The 17,572-nt window shown below is 53.9% G+C and carries 19 protein-coding genes and 2 tRNA genes; 7 read left to right on the forward strand and 14 right to left on the reverse strand.

What is annotated here, in order from left to right:
- Positions 1-110 precede the first annotated feature (110 nt).
- Positions 111-2,165: a DNA helicase IV gene (helD, locus tag AC6EMZ_RS03690; RefSeq protein ID WP_498401030.1), complete on the forward strand. Its 2,055-nt coding sequence runs from the start codon at positions 111-113 to the stop codon at positions 2,163-2,165.
- Positions 2,166-2,202: 37 nt separating this feature from the next.
- On the opposite strand, the gene mgsA is transcribed toward helD, so the two are convergent.
- The gene (gene mgsA / locus AC6EMZ_RS03695; RefSeq protein WP_498401031.1) at positions 2,203-2,661 is read right to left on the reverse strand and encodes a methylglyoxal synthase; all 459 of its coding nucleotides are present in this window, start codon (positions 2,659-2,661) and stop codon (positions 2,203-2,205) included.
- 80 nt (positions 2,662-2,741) lie between these two features.
- On the reverse strand, positions 2,742-3,404 hold the full coding sequence (csgI, locus tag AC6EMZ_RS03700; RefSeq protein WP_498401032.1) for a curli synthesis inhibitor: 663 nt from the start codon (positions 3,402-3,404) through the stop codon (positions 2,742-2,744).
- Positions 3,405-3,576: 172 nt separating this feature from the next.
- Between csgI and AC6EMZ_RS03705 the strand changes: the two genes are divergently transcribed.
- Entirely contained in the window at positions 3,577-3,990 is a 414-nt protein-coding gene (locus AC6EMZ_RS03705; protein WP_498401466.1) for a CoA-binding protein, read from the forward strand.
- Positions 3,991-4,026: 36 nt separating this feature from the next.
- On the opposite strand, the gene hspQ is transcribed toward AC6EMZ_RS03705, so the two are convergent.
- Both hspQ and rlmI read right to left on the reverse strand, forming a co-directional pair.
- Complete coding sequence (gene hspQ, locus AC6EMZ_RS03710) at positions 4,027-4,344, reverse strand: heat shock protein HspQ (RefSeq protein WP_498401033.1); 318 nt, start codon at positions 4,342-4,344, stop codon at positions 4,027-4,029.
- A gap of 60 nt (positions 4,345-4,404) precedes the next feature.
- Complete coding sequence (gene rlmI, locus AC6EMZ_RS03715) at positions 4,405-5,595, reverse strand: 23S rRNA (cytosine(1962)-C(5))-methyltransferase RlmI (RefSeq protein ID WP_498401034.1); 1,191 nt, start codon at positions 5,593-5,595, stop codon at positions 4,405-4,407.
- Positions 5,596-5,689: 94 nt separating this feature from the next.
- Between rlmI and yccX the strand changes: the two genes are divergently transcribed.
- A complete protein-coding gene (gene yccX, locus AC6EMZ_RS03720) occupies positions 5,690-5,971 on the forward strand; it encodes an acylphosphatase (protein WP_498401467.1) in 282 nt (93 codons plus the stop codon).
- Here the strand turns inward: yccX and tusE are convergent.
- Positions 5,968-6,297: a sulfurtransferase TusE gene (gene tusE, locus AC6EMZ_RS03725; RefSeq protein WP_498401468.1), complete on the reverse strand. Its 330-nt coding sequence runs from the start codon at positions 6,295-6,297 to the stop codon at positions 5,968-5,970. The genes yccX and tusE overlap by 4 nt on opposite strands.
- Before the next feature lie 87 nt (positions 6,298-6,384).
- Positions 6,385-7,044: an FtsH protease modulator YccA gene (gene yccA, locus AC6EMZ_RS03730; protein ID WP_498401035.1), complete on the reverse strand. Its 660-nt coding sequence runs from the start codon at positions 7,042-7,044 to the stop codon at positions 6,385-6,387.
- Positions 7,045-7,312: 268 nt separating this feature from the next.
- On the opposite strand from yccA, the gene AC6EMZ_RS03735 reads away from it, so the two are divergent.
- The 3 genes from AC6EMZ_RS03735 to AC6EMZ_RS03745 all read left to right on the forward strand — a co-directional run bounded on the left by AC6EMZ_RS03735 (position 7,313) and on the right by AC6EMZ_RS03745 (position 9,394).
- Positions 7,313-8,941 carry an ABC transporter substrate-binding protein gene (locus AC6EMZ_RS03735; RefSeq protein WP_498401036.1) on the forward strand — a complete coding sequence of 543 codons (1,629 nt, stop codon included), beginning with the start codon at positions 7,313-7,315 and terminating at the stop codon, positions 8,939-8,941.
- Positions 8,942-9,086: 145 nt separating this feature from the next.
- Positions 9,087-9,174 (forward strand) — tRNA-Ser (locus AC6EMZ_RS03740).
- A 132-nt stretch (positions 9,175-9,306) separates the two neighbouring features.
- A tRNA-Ser gene (locus AC6EMZ_RS03745) sits at positions 9,307-9,394 on the forward strand.
- 40 nt (positions 9,395-9,434) lie between these two features.
- Here the strand turns inward: AC6EMZ_RS03745 and AC6EMZ_RS03750 are convergent.
- From AC6EMZ_RS03750 to AC6EMZ_RS03785, 8 genes are read right to left on the reverse strand one after another with little or no spacing between them, the layout of a single operon-like run.
- Positions 9,435-9,965, reverse strand: a complete 531-nt coding sequence (locus AC6EMZ_RS03750) for a DUF3833 domain-containing protein (RefSeq protein WP_498401037.1) — start codon at positions 9,963-9,965, stop codon at positions 9,435-9,437.
- The gene (locus tag AC6EMZ_RS03755) at positions 9,962-10,483 is read right to left on the reverse strand and encodes a hypothetical protein (protein WP_498401038.1); all 522 of its coding nucleotides are present in this window, start codon (positions 10,481-10,483) and stop codon (positions 9,962-9,964) included. The genes AC6EMZ_RS03750 and AC6EMZ_RS03755 overlap by 4 nt, the downstream gene beginning before the upstream one ends.
- Positions 10,480-10,965 (reverse strand): DUF2878 domain-containing protein, encoded by a 486-nt coding sequence (locus AC6EMZ_RS03760; RefSeq protein WP_498401039.1) that lies wholly within the window; start codon positions 10,963-10,965, stop codon positions 10,480-10,482. The genes AC6EMZ_RS03755 and AC6EMZ_RS03760 overlap by 4 nt, the downstream gene beginning before the upstream one ends.
- Complete coding sequence (locus AC6EMZ_RS03765; RefSeq protein ID WP_498401040.1) at positions 10,962-12,182, reverse strand: class I SAM-dependent methyltransferase; 1,221 nt, start codon at positions 12,180-12,182, stop codon at positions 10,962-10,964. Before AC6EMZ_RS03765 ends, AC6EMZ_RS03760 begins: the two co-directional genes overlap by 4 nt.
- The gene (locus AC6EMZ_RS03770) at positions 12,179-12,901 is read right to left on the reverse strand and encodes a DUF1365 domain-containing protein (RefSeq protein ID WP_498401042.1); all 723 of its coding nucleotides are present in this window, start codon (positions 12,899-12,901) and stop codon (positions 12,179-12,181) included. Before AC6EMZ_RS03770 ends, AC6EMZ_RS03765 begins: the two co-directional genes overlap by 4 nt.
- 1 nt (position 12,902) lies before the next feature.
- Positions 12,903-14,162 carry an NAD(P)/FAD-dependent oxidoreductase gene (locus AC6EMZ_RS03775; RefSeq protein WP_498401044.1) on the reverse strand — a complete coding sequence of 420 codons (1,260 nt, stop codon included), beginning with the start codon at positions 14,160-14,162 and terminating at the stop codon, positions 12,903-12,905.
- On the reverse strand, positions 14,159-14,878 hold the full coding sequence (locus tag AC6EMZ_RS03780; protein WP_498401045.1) for an SDR family NAD(P)-dependent oxidoreductase: 720 nt from the start codon (positions 14,876-14,878) through the stop codon (positions 14,159-14,161). The genes AC6EMZ_RS03775 and AC6EMZ_RS03780 overlap by 4 nt, the downstream gene beginning before the upstream one ends.
- Positions 14,875-15,309: a nuclear transport factor 2 family protein gene (locus AC6EMZ_RS03785; RefSeq protein WP_498401046.1), complete on the reverse strand. Its 435-nt coding sequence runs from the start codon at positions 15,307-15,309 to the stop codon at positions 14,875-14,877. Before AC6EMZ_RS03785 ends, AC6EMZ_RS03780 begins: the two co-directional genes overlap by 4 nt.
- A 643-nt stretch (positions 15,310-15,952) precedes the next feature.
- Between AC6EMZ_RS03785 and AC6EMZ_RS03790 the strand changes: the two genes are divergently transcribed.
- Positions 15,953-17,536, forward strand: coding sequence for an arylsulfatase (locus AC6EMZ_RS03790; protein WP_498401047.1), 1,584 nt, complete (start codon positions 15,953-15,955; stop codon positions 17,534-17,536).
- Positions 17,537-17,572 lie beyond the last annotated feature (36 nt).

Raw genomic sequence — 17,572 nt, forward strand, 5'->3', positions numbered from 1 at the left:
CTTTCGATATGATCAAAGCTTGATGATTGTAACGTTTTTTTAGGCTGGAGCACCTGAAAACTGGCGGTTAAACTAGTAAGCAAATTATCACCTCGTGGATTGGGCTGGACATGGAACTAAAAGCAACATCATTAGGCAAACGCCTGGCGCAACATCCGTATGATAAGGTCGTCCTGCTCAACGCCGGGGTTAAAGTCTCAGGCGAGCGTCACGAATACCTCATTCCGTTTAATCAGATGCTGGCGGTCCATTGCAAACGAGGTCTGGTATGGGGCGAACTGGAGTTCGTGCTACCCGACGAAAAAGTGGTTCGCCTGCATGGTACGGAGTGGGCAGAAACACAGCGCTTCCATCACCATTTAAACGCGCTTTGGCAGCAGTGGAGCGCGGAGATGAGCCAGGTTGCCGAGCAGGTTTTGGCGCGTGTGCTGGCTGATATCGCGCAAAGCGATCGGCAAAAAAGCTGGCTAACGCGTGCTCAGACTGCCGGGATGCAGCAGCGCATCCAGCAGGCGTTAAGTGCGCTGCCGTTTCCTGCCTCCCGCCTTGAGGAGTTTGAAAACTGTCGTGAAGCCTGGCATCAGTGCAAGGCGTGGTTAACTGATATCGATAAAAGCAGGTTGGCTCATAACCAGGCCTGGACCGATGAGATGTTGGCCAAACATGCGGACTTTTTCAGTCAGATTGAATCCTCACCGCTAAATCCTGCGCAGGCGCGTGCGGTGGTTAACGGGGAGCAATCACTGCTCGTGCTCGCAGGGGCGGGGAGCGGTAAAACCTCGGTGCTGGTTGCCCGCGCTGGCTGGCTTCTTGCCAGAGGAGACGCCACCGCCGAGCAGATTTTACTGCTGGCTTTTGGTCGCAAAGCGGCGCAAGAGATGGACGAACGCATTCAGGAAAGGCTGCATACGCAAGATGTCAGCGCAAGAACCTTCCATGCGCTGGCGCTGCATATTATTCAGCAGGGTAGCAAGAAAGCCCCGGTGATTAGCAAGCTGGAAAATGACGCTCAGGCCCGACATTCGCTGTTTATCCAGACATGGCAACAGCAATGCACCGAGAAAAAAGCGCAGGCAAAAGGGTGGCGGCAGTGGCTGGAAGAAGAGCTGAACTGGAGCGTACCGGAAGGCAGCTTCTGGCAGGATGAAAAGTTGGCCCGACGACTTGGCTCGCGCCTTGACCGATGGGTCAGTCTGATGCGCACCCACGGCGGTTCGCAGGCCGAGATGATTGACGCCGCGCCCGACGAGATACGAACGCTGTTTTCAAAACGCGTCAAATTAATGGCCCCACTGTTAAAGGCCTGGAAAACGGCGCTTAAAGAAGAAAACGCTGTCGATTTCTCCGGGCTGATCCATCAAGCCATTATCATCCTGGAGAAGGGGCGATTTGTCAGCCCATGGAAGCATATTCTGGTCGATGAATTTCAGGATATCTCCCCACAGCGAGCCGCGCTGCTGGCGGCGTTGCGGGCGCAAAATAAGCATACCTCGCTCTTTGCTGTGGGTGATGACTGGCAGGCCATTTATCGCTTTAGCGGCGCGCAGCTTTCATTGACGACCGCCTTCCATCACTACTTCGGCGAGGGCGATCGTAGCGATCTTGATACGACCTATCGCTTTAATTCCCGTATTGGGGAAATCGCCAACCGCTTTATTCAGCAGAATCCACATCAGCTCGTAAAACCGCTGAATAGCCTCACTACCGGCGATAAAAAAGCGGTAACGCTTTTACCAGAGGATCAGCTAGAGCCGCTGCTCGATAAACTCAGTGGTTTCGTAAAATCAGAAGAGCGCATTCTGGTGCTGGCGCGCTACCATCATCTTAAACCCGTAATACTGGAAAAAGCGGCGACACGCTGGCCGAAGCTGAAACTGGATTTTATGACGATTCACGCCAGCAAGGGACAACAGGCCGACTATGTAATTGTGGTTGGCTTACAGGATGGAAATGACGGATTCCCGGCGCAGGCTCGAGAGTCGGTCATGGAGCAAGCGTTGTTGCCGGTGCCGGAAGATTTTCCGGATGCTGAAGAGCGACGCCTGCTTTATGTGGCCATCACGCGCGCCCGTCATCGTGTCTGGCTTCTCTTTAATAAGAATGAGCCTTCTTTGTTTGTTGATGCGCTAAGAGAACTTGACGTGCCGATGCTGAGAAAACCGTAGTAAATGCATGCCGGGTGGGATGCACCCGGCGACACTGTTACTTCAAACGTTCAGCCAGGTAGCGTGGATAATCCGGAATTAAGATCTCAACCTGCTGGTTAAAATGCGGCGACTCGATAATAAAGTCAGCGGTGGAGAGGTTGGTCGCAACCGGAATATTCCACACCGTGGCGAGGCGTAGCAGGGCTTTTACATCGGGATCGTGGGGGACGGCATTGAGCGGATCCCAAAAGAAAATCAGTACATCAATTTTCCCTTCTGAAATCTTTGCCCCCACTTGCTGATCGCCACCCAGCGGGCCGCTGAGCATCGCATTGACCTCAAGCCCGGTTTCACGATGAATTAAATTCCCGGTGGTGCCCGTGGCGGAAAGTTCGTGCTTTTCCAGCAAAGCCTGATGGCGCTGGACCCAGCTAAGCAGCATTTTTTTGCAGTGATCGTGCGCTACCAGCGCAATATGTTTGCGTTCAGGCAGTGAGCGTGTCGTCAGTTCCATAATCTTTTCCGTCAGGTTAACTGGCTACAAGATGACTGGAAGCGTTTGACGCTGCAAGAGAAAGGGTAAAAAAATGCGGCTCAGGACGAAGGTTGTTGCTTCGCCCACTGTAGAAAACGCGTTCGGGTGTCGGGATCGGCCTGCTGAAACCAGAATTTCAGGCGTTGTTCGGTGAGCGTCTGGGATTGAGGAGGGATCACATCCAGCTCCGATACGCCTGACAACAGCGTGCTGTCATCTGCCATCATGGTGGCAAAACCCGGTAATGAAGCGCTTTTACCCGCCTTGTTGTAACGCTCGGTATCGGCTTCGTAATCAGTGCCTTTCGGGCTTTTGGTCAGGGCCAGAATATCCAGCTTTACCGGTATCGGCATGGCATCGCCATCCAGCAATTCCATATGTGGTGATGACTCAAACGTCTCAGACTCCTTTTCCGTTTCAAGCCTCGGAAGATTAAAATTAACCTGACTGATTTTTTGCGTGTTAAAACTCAACACCAGCGGTGGGGAGATATAGAGACGTTGCTCATGATTTGACAGGCGAATATTTTTTTCTACGCGGAAAACAATCTGGTGTGGCCCGTTATCGAGCTCAATGCTGTCTGCGCCGCGCAGTAGCGAGCTGGACACCTTTTTGCCATCAAGAACCAGCAGATCAATATCCGTTGATAGCCGAAGCGTAGTGGCATACACGCAAACCGGCATCACTAACGCAATCAAAGCAGAGGCAATGCCGGTCTTCATAGGGCGCTCCTGTCGAAAATATCTTCGTTGTAATTATGTATCTAAATTTTTCGATTAACACGTTTACTAACATATAGACATGTTCCGACAGTTTGCCCTCATACAGATGCATGGGTTGAATGGTTGACTGCTGCTCTTTGGCGTACACTTTTAAAAAACCAGGAGGAACATGATGAAAGACAGCGATATTATCGACATTCTCACCTCGACGCGCACCATTGCGCTGGTGGGGGCAAGCGATAAACCCGATCGTCCAAGTTATCGGGTGATGAAATATCTTCTTGATCAGGGTTATCACGTTATTCCCGTTTCGCCAAAGGTGGCCGGTAAGACGTTACTGGGGCAGCAAGGTTATGCCTCCCTCGGAGAGATTCCTGAAAAAGTGGATATGGTGGATGTGTTTCGTAATTCTGAAGCAGCGTGGGGCGTGGCGCAGGATGCCATCGCCATTGGCGCGAAAACGTTGTGGATGCAGCTTGGCGTGATTAACGAGCAGGCAGCGGTGCTCGCAGGAGAAGCGGGGTTAAACGTGGTAATGGATCGTTGTCCGGCTATCGATATTCCACGCTTAGGTCTGGCCAGGTGAAAAAAGCAAAAAGCCCGATATCGGGCTTTTAGTCAGTCAGTTCCGCAGACGCGGCGCCTGCAGCTGTTTGCGGATAGTTTGCGCGAGCTCATCCATAGACGGTTGTTCCGGATGCTCATCCTGTGGTTCGCTACTGAGCTGCACTTCGGCAAGATAGGTGTGAACAGGTTGACCATCGTCATCTTCCATCACCACATGATACCAGGGCGCGGTGCGCAGCTCTGCGTTCACCGCCAGCTCATCTGCTGACGGTTCCTCCAGGGAGTATTCCGGGTCGATATCCACGACCACTCCCAGAAAACCTAACAGGGAATGGCGGACCTGCTGGCCGATACCGTATTTGCTGGCAATCATTGTCACCTCCCGAGAATCTTTACTGACACAAGATGTGAGGGCAATATTCCACTTTTCAAGCTACATGATGCGACAGGCAAATCCTTTCAGATACAGCCCTTCCGGATAGGTAGCGATCACAGGGTGGTCGGCAGCCTGGCGGAACTGTTCTATAAATTGTACATCACGACCCGCATCTACAGCGGCGTCAGCGACGATTTTCTGGAACAAATCGGTGGTCATCAGGCCAGAACACGAGAACGTCAGCAGCACACCGCCAGGGTTCAATAGCTGGATAGCCAGCATGTTGATGTCTTTATATCCCCGGCATGCGCCCATCAGCTGGCTTTTATTTTCGACGAATTTCGGCGGATCCATCACGATGACATCAAACGTCTCGCCCTGGTCACGATATTTACGCAACAGCTTGAATACGTCATCGCGAACGAACTCAGCCTTGCTCAGATCCAGCTTGTTCAACTCAACGTTCTGTTTCGCCACGTCCAGCGCTTCTTGTGAGGTGTCCACACTCACCACCTGAGTACAACCGCCCATCAGTGCAGAGACCGCAAAGCCACCGGTATAAGAGAAGCAGTTCAGCACGCGTTTATCTTTAACGTACTGACGCGTTGCCAGACGACTGTCACGTTGATCGAGGTAATAGCCGGTTTTATGCCCGCCCTGAATATCGACCAACAGCTTCATGCCGTGTTCTTCAATGGGCAGCAGGGCAGGTGGTAACTCGCCTGTAACCGTCCCGTGGGTCAATTCCATGCCTTCTTTTTTACGCACGGCAACGTCGCTACGATCGTAGATAGCGCATTCTGGGTACAGTGTTTGCAGGGCGCTGATTAACGCTGCGCGCTGATATTCGGCACCTGCGCTCAGCAGTTGCAGAACCATAAAGTTGCCGAAACGGTCAATCGTCACGCCCGGCAGGCCGTCTGATTCACCAGCGATCAGACGATAGCTGTCCAGCCCATCACGTTTTGCCAGCCAGTCACGCCACTGCTGCGCACGCTGTAAACGGCGGGTGAAGAATGCAATGTCGATGGTTTCATCTTTCTCAAATGTCCAGACACGAGCACGGATCTGTGAGGCAGGCGAATATGCGCCGCGCGCTAGCCATTTCCCCTGATGGTCAACGATATCGATGGTTTCACCGAGGCTGGCTTTACCTTCCATACGGGCAACCGCACCGGAAAAGACCCAAGGATGGCGGCGGAGCAATGATTTCTCGCGCCCTTTGGCTAACACTAAACGTACACTCATAATTTGCTATTCTTTCGATTCAATGAAATGGCCGCCATTTTCCCGAGTTCAGTGAGGAAATGCAACGCGCCAGGACAGGATAAGGAGAACGATGATGTCAAAAATCTGCACAATCGCGTGGGTACACGGCACGGTACAGGGTGTTGGATTCCGCTACAGCACACAGCGCGAAGCCATACAGCTCGGGCTCACCGGCTACGCGCGCAATATGGATGACGGCAGCGTGGAGGTGGTCGCCTGCGGCGAGGCTGAACAGATCGAGAAACTGATCGACTGGCTCAAAGCGGGTGGACCGCGCAGTGCGCGGGTCGAAAAAGTGTTAACAGAACCTCATCAACCTGGCCGGGAATACGTCAATTTTGGGATTCGTTATTAAATACACTTCACCGGTTTAGGCAGTCCGGCAATTTTAGTCGCCTGCTTAGCCGGGCCTTTTGGGAACAGACGGTACAAATAGCGGCTGTTACCTTTCTCTTCGCCAAGCTTATTGGCCATGGCTTTCACCAGCATGCGAATGGCGGGAGATGTATTGAATTCCAGATAGAAATCCCGCACAAAACGCACCACTTCCCAGTGTTCGGGAGAAAGGATGATGGACTCTTTTTCAGCAATCACTTCTGCCAGGGTTTCACTCCACTGGCTGCTGTCTTTCAGATAGCCGTCGTTATCGGTTTCTATCTCTTTACCTTCAAAGCTCAACATAGTCATTCACACGTCAGTCAAAAACCGGTGCAGTGTACCAAAAAACAAAGCCCCGCATAAGCGAGGCTTGGTTCAAAGCAGGAAGGGTTAATCGCGGCTAGCGAAGCCCAGGATGCTTAACAGGCTGACGAAGATATTGTACAGCGACACATACAGACTCACGGTGGCGCGAATATAGTTGGTCTCGCCGCCGCGGATGATGTTGCTGGTTTCAAACAAAATCGCGCCTGAAGAAATCAGGATAAACACTGCGCTAATCGCCAGGTGCAGAGCTGGCAATTGCAGGAAGATGTTAGCCACCATACCCACCAGCACAACGATGATACCTGCCATCAACATACCGCCGAGGAAGGACATATCCTTGCGGGTCGTCAGCACATAGGCCGAGCAGCAGAAGAACACCAGTGCCGTACCCCCTAACGCCATACCAATCAGATCACCCATACCCGCAGATAAATAGGTGTTCAACATTGGCCCCAGGATATAGCCCAGGAAGCCGGTAAAGGCGAAGGCCGACAGAATACCAATGGGCTTATCTGCTGTTTTGTAGGTCAGGAACATCAGGCCATACATACCCACCAGCGTCAGGATAAACCCCGGAGACGGCAGCATCAGTACGGTGCTGGCAGTCGCGGTGATCGCCGAGAACGCCAGCGTCAGGCTAAGCATGAAATAGGTATTGCGCAGCACCTTGTGGGTGCTGAGTAGCGATGTGCGGTCGCGCGAAGAACTAATAATACGATCCATGAGTCACTCTCTTATGACAGATGTAATTAACGGCAAGAATAGGAAACCCAGCGCCAGTAACAAAGTGGTTTTACCCATCTTTACTCAACGTCTTAGCCGCTACTCTGACACTTTCTTTCAAAAAAATCTTATGAAACAGAACGATTGAAGGTTTGGACGATTTATTCAGATCAACCTCTTATAGGTCACTGAAAATTATTGCCTTATTACCCTTAGAGCGCTAAGAGTTATTCCGCATCGTCAAAACATCAACAATAAGGCGAAGGAAATGAAACCATCATCACGCACTCACTTTACACTCTCATTACTCACGGCAAGCATCCTGTGCGCAAGCACGGCGGCATGGGCCGCCAGCGTACCGGCTGGAACAATGCTTGCAGAGAAACAGGAACTGGTCAGGAATAACGGCAGCGAACCGGCATCGCTCGACCCGCACAAAGTCGAAAGCGATGTCGAATTCAATATTATCAGTGATTTGTTCGAAGGGCTGGTCAGCGTCTCTCCGGGCGGTGAAATTCAGCCTCGGCTGGCCGAAAAATGGGAGAACAAAGACAATACCGTCTGGACCTTCCATTTGCGCCCGGGCATTACCTGGAGCGATGGCACTGCTATTACGGCGCAGGATGTGGTGTGGAGCTGGCAGCGTCTGGTCGATCCTAAAACCGCCTCTCCGTATGCCAGCTATCCCGGTAATATGCACATCGTTAATGCCTCTGATATCGCGCAGGGTAAAAAAACGCCGGATACAATGGGCGTTAAGGCCCTTAACGATACCACCCTTGAGGTCACGCTGACCCAGCCTAATGCGGCATTTCTCGCGATGCTGGCGCATCCGTCGCTGGTCCCGGTCGATAAAGTGTTGATTGGTCGCTACGGCGAGAAGTGGACGCAGCCCGCGCACTTTGTCAGCAGCGGGGCGTACAAGCTGTCGCAGTGGGTCGTCAACGAACGCATTGAGGCTGAACGCAACCCGCGCTATTGGGATAACGAACATACCGTCATTAATAAGGTGACGTATCTGCCCATCACCTCTGAAGCCTCGGATGTGAACCGCTATAAGGCCGGGGAAATCGACATCGTCTACACGGTGCCAATCAACCAGTTTACGCAGTTGAAAAAAACGTTAGGCCAGCAACTGGACGTTTCGCCGCAGCTCGCCACCTACTATTACGAGTTCAACACCACACGTCCCCCGTTTAACGACGTCCGTGTGCGCAAGGCTTTAAACCTGGCGCTGGATAAAGACATCATCGCCAGCAAAGTGTTAGGGCAGGGTCAGCGTCCGGCGTGGCTGATTAGCCAGCCAGACATCGGCGGCGTGACGCTAAAAAATCCGGACTACGCCAGCTGGCCGATGGATAAGCGTATTGCTGAGGCGAAAAAGCTGCTCAACGACGCAGGGTTCAACGACAGCCATCCACTGAGCTTTAACTTGCTCTATAACACCTCGGAGTCGCATCAGCGGATAGCCATTGCGGCCAGCTCAATGTGGAAGAAAAATCTGGGTGTAGAGGCAAAACTGCAAAACCAGGAATGGAAAACCATGCTCGATACCATGCATACCCATAATTTTGATGCGGTGCGCTATGCATGGATCGCCGATTACGACGATGCGGCGACCTTCCTGAATAACTTCCGCACTGGCGACAGTGAAAACACCAGCCAGTACAGCAATCCTGCCTATGACGAAACGCTGGTCAACGCGGCGAAGGCCAAAACGACCAAAGCGCGCGGGGAGTTATACCAGCAGGCTGAAGATATGCTGGGGCGTGACGTTCCGGCAATCCCGGTTTATCACTACGTTCGTACCCATCTTGTGAAGCCCTGGGTCGGTGGATTCACACCGGATAAGTTGGGGTATTACTTCACCAAAGATATGTACATCAAAAAACACTAACGCGGTGTGAGGCGATTTTATGCCGACAAAATAGTCAATGCGTTGTTATTTCAATCGATTAATCACATTTTGGCTATTTTTGAAGCGAATGAGTGACATCACTCTTTACAGCGCAAGGTGAGGTGTTTATGATGCGCCTCACTTAGGAAGCGTGGCCGAGCGGTTGAAGGCACCGGTCTTGAAAACCGGCGACCCGAAAGGGTTCTAGAGTTCGAATCTCTACGCTTCCGCCAAATTCGAAAACCCTGCGATAGCAATATCGCAGGGTTTTTTGCTTTTGCATGTCGTAAAAATGCACGTCGGTAAATTTAGAAAAATTCCTGCTTTACAAGGCGCTAATAGACGTTTATATTGCGCCTCACTTAGGAAGCGTGGCCGAGCGGTTGAAGGCACCGGTCTTGAAAACCGGCGACCCGAAAGGGTTCTAGAGTTCGAATCTCTACGCTTCCGCCAAATTCGAAAAACCCCGCGATAGCAATATCGCGGGGTTTTTTCATTTCTCTTTCCGGGTAAAGAAAAGCGTCACCGTCCCGACGGTCACGCCAAACTTCTTCATCTCGGTTTTATTGAAAAGATGCGTGCCGTCCTGCAGGTACATCCAGTCGTCAAAGTGCAGAAGCCAGGTGCTGCCGTTGGCCTTCACGTTCATGCTGTAACGCCAGTTAAAGGCATTACCCGATGCCTGACCCGTTGCCACCCCTTTAATATCGCCCGCGGTACCTTCGTAACGATCGGCGCTGACGCGTCGAATGTGCCACACCCGCTGCTGCTTCTCGCCATCGTCATAAACAAAATGCTCATTCAGGGTCAGCGTGTCGCCAAGTACGTCGCCAGCAATCTCGACGTGAAAGCGCCGCAGCTGTTTACCGCTGCGGTCCTGTACCATCCCCCACGCTTCGGTTTTCCCCTGAAAGTACTGGAAGATGTCGAGCGGAGGCTGCTGATGTCGATAGTCGGTCACCTCGGTGCTACAGCCTGCCAGCAGCATCAGTAAAGCCATACCTAACGTCAAAATGCGTTTCATTTTTTACCTCCGATCAGCTGCTGACGCAGCTCGGGATATTGCGTCCGGGGATCGAGCCAGATGGCCAGAAAGTGCGTGCTAAAGGCCTGTGACTGAACGCCACCGAGCGGCGTGAAGGTTTTTGCTGAGGCGCGATACCAGAACTGCCCCTGCTTATCGTTAAGAACAAACGCCAACTGGGTTCCCGCCGTCACGTCAGGCCAGAGTGACGTCAGCATCCGCAGCCAGGACTCGCTCTGCGGTTCGCGCTGCAAAATTCCCTGCACCTGCCACTGATCTCGTGTGGCCTCCACCAGGTCGTCGCGATCGATATCTCGCTTGTAGGTAATGATGAGCACCTGATTTTGCTCTGTCCCGTGATACAGCCCGTCCGGTGTGCGCAGCTCAGAGGTATAAACGGTAAATGGCCCCCAGGTGAGGGCCGCGCTGCCCACCTTGCGCCAGCTTAGCCAGTCGGTGGCGTGGGCCGTAGGCGCGAAAACCGTCAGGCTAAGCATTATCAGCAAAACGGCTCTCATCTTCGTCTCCCCAACAAAATATGGAAAAACAACATCAGCACCAGCCACCCCAGCGCCATCCAGCAGATGACGATAAAAGCGGGCTCCAGAAAGGTCATTGCCCCCAGGCGTTCGCCAATCACGTACGCCATAGGCCCGCCGAGGGTGGCCATCAGAGTGAGTATCCACCCCGGCAGCGTGGTGGTGCTGGTGAGTCTGGTCCAGACGGTGGAAAACATGAGCCACAGCGCCAGCATCCACAGGGGCAATAGCGCATTTCCTTGAAAGTCGATAAGCCCCGTCAGCGCCCACAGCGTGTCCAGCCCGCTACCGGCGGCGGCCAGCAGCAGTGCATAAAGACGATGTGCAGGCGACAGCATCAGGCAGGCCAGAATCGCGAGCGCAAGCCACAGGAACAGGCCACGTTCGCGAAACAGCACCACCAGCGTCCAGTACAGATCAAACGCCACGGCCATCATAAAAACCTGCACGTTTTGTTTCATACGCGCTCTGCGGTCAGTTGCACCACGCTAATGGTGCGCGCGTTGAACCCGGCTTCGCAGTAGCCGAAGTAGTAAAGCCACATGCGGCGGAATCTGTCATCAAAGCCCAATTTTTCAATATCTTGCCAGGCATACACGAAACGCTGTCGCCACTGCGCCAGCGTGCGGGCATAGTCTGGCCCCATATCAAACAGGTTACGGACGACAAAATCGGTATGGCGTGTCATCAGAGCGCTCATCGCGGTAATGCTCGGCAAAAAGCCGCCGGGGAAGATGTAGCGCTGGATAAAATCGACGCTCTTGCTGTAGTCGCGATAGCGCTGATCCTGAATCGTGATGGCCTGAATCGCCATTCTGCCTCCCGGTCTCAGCCGCGTCTGACAGGTGCGGAAGAAGTCTGGCAAATAGCGCTGGCCCACGGCTTCGATCATCTCTACCGACACCAGCTTGTCGAACTCGCCGGTTAAATCGCGGTAGTCGCACAGCAGCACCTCAACCCGATCCTCTAATCCCGCGCGGGCAATGCGCGCTTTCGCCCAGGTATACTGCTCCTGAGAAAGAGTGGTGGTAGTCACCCGGCAGCCGTAGTGCAGGGCCGCGTATTCTGCCATCGCGCCCCAGCCGGTCCCAATTTCCAGCAGATGGTCGTTGGCGTTAAGCGCCAGCTGATCGCACAGGCGCGCCATTTTTGCCCGCTGAGCCACGGTGAGATCCTGCTCGTCGCCGGTAAACAGCGCGCTGGAGTAGAGCAGATCCTGGTCCAGAAAGTGCGCGTAAAACGCGTTGCCCAGGTCGTAATGCGCGGCGATGTTTTCCCGTGCCTGCTGGCGGGAGTTGCGCCGGGTCCAGTGGCGAAGGCGCTCCATCGGTTTGCCCAGCAGGCGAAACCCGCGCTCCAGCCGTCCCAGTACCTGGGCATTGAGGGCCAGGATTTGCAGCAGCGGCGTGAGCTGATGTGTCTCCCACTCGCCATCTATCCACGCCTCAGCGGCCGCGAGGCTCCCACCGGTCAGCAGACGCCAGTAAACCTCCGGCGAGCGAATTTCCACTTCTGCATGCAGCGCGGCACAGACATCACCAAAGTGCAGGGTGTGCGCGCCCTCGCGCACGGTGATCGCACCCCCGCGGATATCGCTCAGCAGACGAAAGAGCAGCCAGCGCGCGACACGGGCGTTGCGCGCAAGTTCAGGTTCAAGCGCAAAGACGGGATCGGTCATGATCGTTCACTCCTGCTAGCGGGGTGGTTGTACAGCGGCACGCGCTTAAGCCACAGCCTTAGCGCCTGCCAGTAAATCGCGAGAACGGTTTTTAAGGTCATTAACGGTATTTGCAGCATCAGCGACGTCAGGTTCGCGCGCGTTAGCGGCCTCTGGCTCAGCGCCAGCGTGGCGTCGAACACCTTTGACTCCTGATGATTTTCGATATGCATGTGCAGCGTCCTGCCGGGGCGGTTAAAGCGCCAGTGGTAGACCATATTCATGGGGTTAAACGGAGAAACATGAAACGCTTTCTCCTGCGGTCGCGGTGTCTGCCCATCTACCGCATAGTAATGACGTTCGTTCCACGGCGTATTGCGCACCTCGGCCAGGATCCAGCGCAGGGTGTCCGCGTCGTCAAAGCAGTAGTAAAGGTTGACTGGATTAAAGTGCAGCCCGAAATAGCGCAATTGGGTCAGAAGCATGACGCGCCCGTCTGGACGCTCCCCGGTCAGGCTTTCCACCCGCTCAAGCACGTTCGCTTTAAGGGGCGTACCCAGCGGATAATCGACGTCGTGAAACGAGGCGGCGGCAAACCGGTTGCGGCGAATCCCTACTGACGGCAGCGCGTCCAGCTCATCCAGATCGATCCAGGCCATAAACAGGCTGTAGCGAAAATGGTGTGATTTCGGCTGAAAGCGGCGATGGCGTAACACGCCCTGATACAGGCAGCTGTTCATCTCAGCGCTCCCCTTCGGTAGCGATGCCTTTCACCACGTCCAGTGCGCTGCGTACGCCATCCTCATGAAAACCGTTGTACCAGTAAGCACCGCAGAACCAGCTCCGCTGGTGGCCATTGATTTCGTGGCGACGCGCCTGCGCGCGCCAGCTTTTCGGGTTAAACAGCGGATGCTCATAGACAAAGCGCTTCAGGACGAAACGCTCCTCGATAGTCGTGTCGGGATTCAGGGTGACGCAGAAAAGCGGGCTTCCCTCTGGTAATCCTTGCAGGATGTTCATGTTATAGGTCACGCAGGCGCTCGCCTGGTCGTGGGCGCTCAGACGATAATTCCAGCTTGCCCAGGCGCGCTCCCGCACCGGCAGCCAGCGCGGATCGCTGTGCAAAACCACCTCGTTACGCTGCCAGCCAATATCACCCAGCACTTCACGCTCGGCGTCCGTCGGCTGGTCAAGCATGGCCAGCGCCTGTGCGGAGTGGCAGGCAAAGATCACCCGATCGAACGCGTGGCTGGAGGACGCAAGCTGAATATCAACGCCCCGCTCGTGGCGGATGACCCGCTGCACGGGCGCGTTGCAGTGTAAGGTCAGACGGTCGCCCAACTGAGAAAGCAGGGCGCGGATATACTCCCGCGAGCCGCCGGGGACCACGTACCACTGCGGGCGATGGGCGATATCCAGCAGGCCATGATGTTCAAAGAAGTGCAAAAACAGCGGCAGCGGAAAACGACGCATCTCCTGAAGCGAAGAGGACCAGATGGCAGCCCCCATCGGCAACACGTAATGGCGGGCGAAAAACGGGCTGAAGCGGTTCTGTTCAAGGAAGCTCTGAAGTGTGGCACTGTCGTCAACGCCTTCAACCAGCGCGGCCTTCGCCTCTCGGTTAAAACGCACGATATCTTTCAACAGCCCCCAAAATATCGGATTCACCAGATTACGGCGCTGGGCAAACAGTGAGGTGAGGGTGTGGCCGTTGTACTCAAGGCCGCTTTCGGGGTTATGCACCGAGAAGCTCATCTGCGCCTTTTGCCCGTTAATGCCCAGCTCGCTGAGCAGGCCCATAAAGCGCGGATAGGTGCGATCGTTATAGACAATAAAGCCGGTATCGATGGCGAACGTACCCTGCGGCGTGGTCACATCGACCGTGGCAGTATGCCCGCCCACGGTAGGCTCTGCCTCAAACATCGTCACCTGATGATGCCCGGCCAGTCGCCAGGCGCAGGTTAACCCGGCGATGCCGCTGCCGATAATGGCGATTTTCATGGGCGCACCATCCTGCGCAGCAGCGCTCGCTGTAGAACGGCAGGCAGGCCTGACAGCAGGCGCAGGATCAGGCTGAAGCCTGTCGGGAATGCAATGTGATTTTTGCCCTTCGCCAGGCCGCGGCGGATGGCCTTCACCGCGCTATCGACGCTCACCTGACCGGGCATCTTGAAATCATTTTTTTGGGTGAGAGGCGTGTCAACAAAGCCCGGTGAAACCACCGTGACGGCAATCCCCTTCGGTTCCCAGTCCAGGCGCAGGCTGTCGGCAAACCAGGTCAGCGCCGCCTTGGACGCGCCGTAGGCCTCTGCCCGGGGGAAGGGCAGCCAGTGCGCCATGGAGCTCACCAGCACCACGCGGTTGCCCGACACCAGCTGCGGCTGGAGTGCGGCCAGGCAGTTTATCGGGCCGATGAAGTTAGTGTTCATCACCCGCTCCACCAGTGCGGCATCCACTTCTCCGCGATCGAGATACTCGCACGTGCCCGCGCACAGCACGACCAGGTCGGCGTGACAGTCTGCCAGCGCCTGGCGGCAGGCCTCTCGGTCCGTCATATCAAACAGGCGCACGGTCACGTTCGCGCTGTATTGATGCAGCGCAGCAAGCCTGGCCGGATCTCGCCCGCAGGCGATAACGTGACAGCCTTCATCTGCCCACGATTTTGCCAGTCCTGCGCCAATGCCGGAGCTTGCGCCGGTGATGAGGACAGTCATCATGAGCGCATTCTCCTTTTCACACCGCGCACCGCCCAGCCTAGCAGGGGAAGATGTTCGTAGATCATCTCTCCGGCGTCGTAGTAATCGCGCTGGAGCATGATCCGATCGTCCTGCACGTCGACAACCGAGCAACCCGGCAGCGTCAGTGTTTCTCCGCCTGAAATCCGCGGATGGGACCAGTGCATGGTCCAGGTAACGGCAAAACGATCGCTTACGCAAAGCGGGGGATCGATGACAAAGCGGCAGCTGTCCACGTTAGCCAGCAGGTGGGTGAAATAACGCTGGATCGCAAACAGCCCATCATGGCGGCCAAACGGGTCGATGAGCGCGCCGTCCAGATGATAAAGGGCCGCCAGCGCCGACGGCGGCTGGTTATCCAGCTCGGCGTAGTAATCAACAAATCGATCGATAACGGATGGCGTCGTGCTCATGAGTCTCACCCTGACGGTAAATAACGTAATGTGATGGCATATTTAAAACTTACACAATTACTATTATTTGTCCAAGTTTGTGATGAGTTATTTTATTTTAATGTTAATTATCAAGTAGATGTGTGATGTGTTTTTTTCTTGATTCTGAGGATTTTTAATTTCATCACTGGCGGGCGGTGGCGATGTTCTGGCTTTCTGACGTGCGTCAGCATCATGATTTCTCACCTTCTTCCGGCCAACCGCGACAAAAATTGATGCCTTTCTTCATTTGATGACCCTTCAGGTATGCTTATATAAATCGCCTGAGTATTATCTGCAAATGACGCGTTAATTTTTGTTTAGCATTCATTATTCCGTAAATTTTATATGATTTTTGATTTCGTAACCCTTTAGATAACATCGAATATATTCTCAAATTTAATTTTGAATAATATCATGATGGACTTCTTTAATCCTCGGCTATTCCGAATAAATAATATTTTTCCATTGCGGCGACCTTTAACCGGTAGTCATCAATAACCGCTTGTTTTTACCTGTTATCAAAAAAATGAATGTTCATTAAATTTATTTTTGAATAAAAAAGACATCGCAACAGGATTATGTTTCCTATACTTTTTTTGCCTCTAATGAAAGGAGTTCCACCATGCTCAAGACCGTTCCATTTAAGCGGACAGTGTTGGCCAGTATGCTTACACTTGCATCGAGTGCAATAAGTGCAGCGTATGCCGCGCCCGCAACATCTACCACCACTGCCCCAGAACAAAATAATACGAAGCCTAATATTGTTGTCATTTTTGGCGATGACGTGGGTTACTGGAATTTAAGTACTTATAATCAGGGAACAATGGGTTATAAGACGCCGAATATTGACAGTATTGCGAATGAAGGTGCGAAGTTCACTTCGTATTATGCAGAACAAAGTTCCACTGCCGGACGTTCGTCATTTATTACCGGTCAGATGCCGTTCCGTACGGGGATGAGTAAAGTTGGGATGCCGGGCGCGCCGCAAGGTCTGAGTAAAGATGACCCGACCATCGCCAATGTGCTTAAGCAACTGGGTTATGCCACCGGGCAATTTGGTAAAAACCACCTCGGTGACCGGGATGAGTTCCTGCCAACCGCGCACGGTTTTGATGAATTCCTCGGCAATCTCTATCACCTGAACGCCGAAGAAGAACCTGAAAACCCGGATTACCCGAAAGATCCTGCCTATCGTAAACAGTTTGGCCCGCGCGGTGTGATTAAGAGCAGCGCCGACGGCAAAATTGAAGATACCGGGCCGCTCACCATCAAGCGTATGGGCACCGTGGATGATGAAACCCTGGCCGCCAACAACGACTTTATGGAGCGTCAGGTCAAGGCCGGTAAGCCTTTCTTCACCTGGTACAACACCACCCGCATGCACAATAAAACCCACCTGAAAGACGCCAGCATCGGCGCAACCGGGCTTGGGACCTATGCCGACGGCATGGTTGAGCATGATAAAACGGTGGGCGAGGTGCTGAAGAAAATCAAAGATCTCGGCATCGAAGACAACACTATCGTGGTGTACACCACGGATAACGGCCCTATGCTCGCCACCTGGCCTGACTCCGGGATGACGCCGTTCCGCGGTGAGAAAAACACCGGCTGGGAAGGCGGTTTCCGCGTTCCGGCGATGATGAAATGGCCGGGGCACGTTAAGCCGGGCACGATGATTAACGACATCTTTGGCAGCAACGACTGGTTCCCAACGCTGGTGGCCGCTGCGGGTGTGCCGGATATCAAAGAGCAGCTGTTAAAAGGCTACAAAACCCCGTCTATCACCTACAAAGTGCATCTCGACGGCTACAACCAGCTCGACTTCCTGCAGGGCAAAGGCGAAGACCCACGTAAAGAGTTCTTCTACTGGAGTGATGACGGGGACCTGCTGGCTATCCGTTATGGCCGCTGGAAAGCGCACTTTATGATTCAGGAACATACCGGCATGGACGTGTGGCGTTATCCGTTTACCAAACTGCGTGTGCCAATGATTTTCGATCTGGAAATCGACCCGCTTGAAAAAGGCGATACCGGTATGGACTACAACAGCTGGTTCTACAGTCGTCTGTTCCTGCTGGGCGGGGCGCAGAAATACGTAGGCGATATGCTGCAAAGCTTCCAGGAGTTCCCGCCGCGTCAGAAACCGGGTTCGTTCACCGTTTCCGACGTCCAGTCGCTGATTGAGCAAGGCGCGAAGAGTAATTAATAGCTGTCACAATCCGGGTGGGCAACCACCCGGTTA

The sequence above is a fragment of the Enterobacter sp. SCRI0065 genome, from assembly GCF_059766475.1.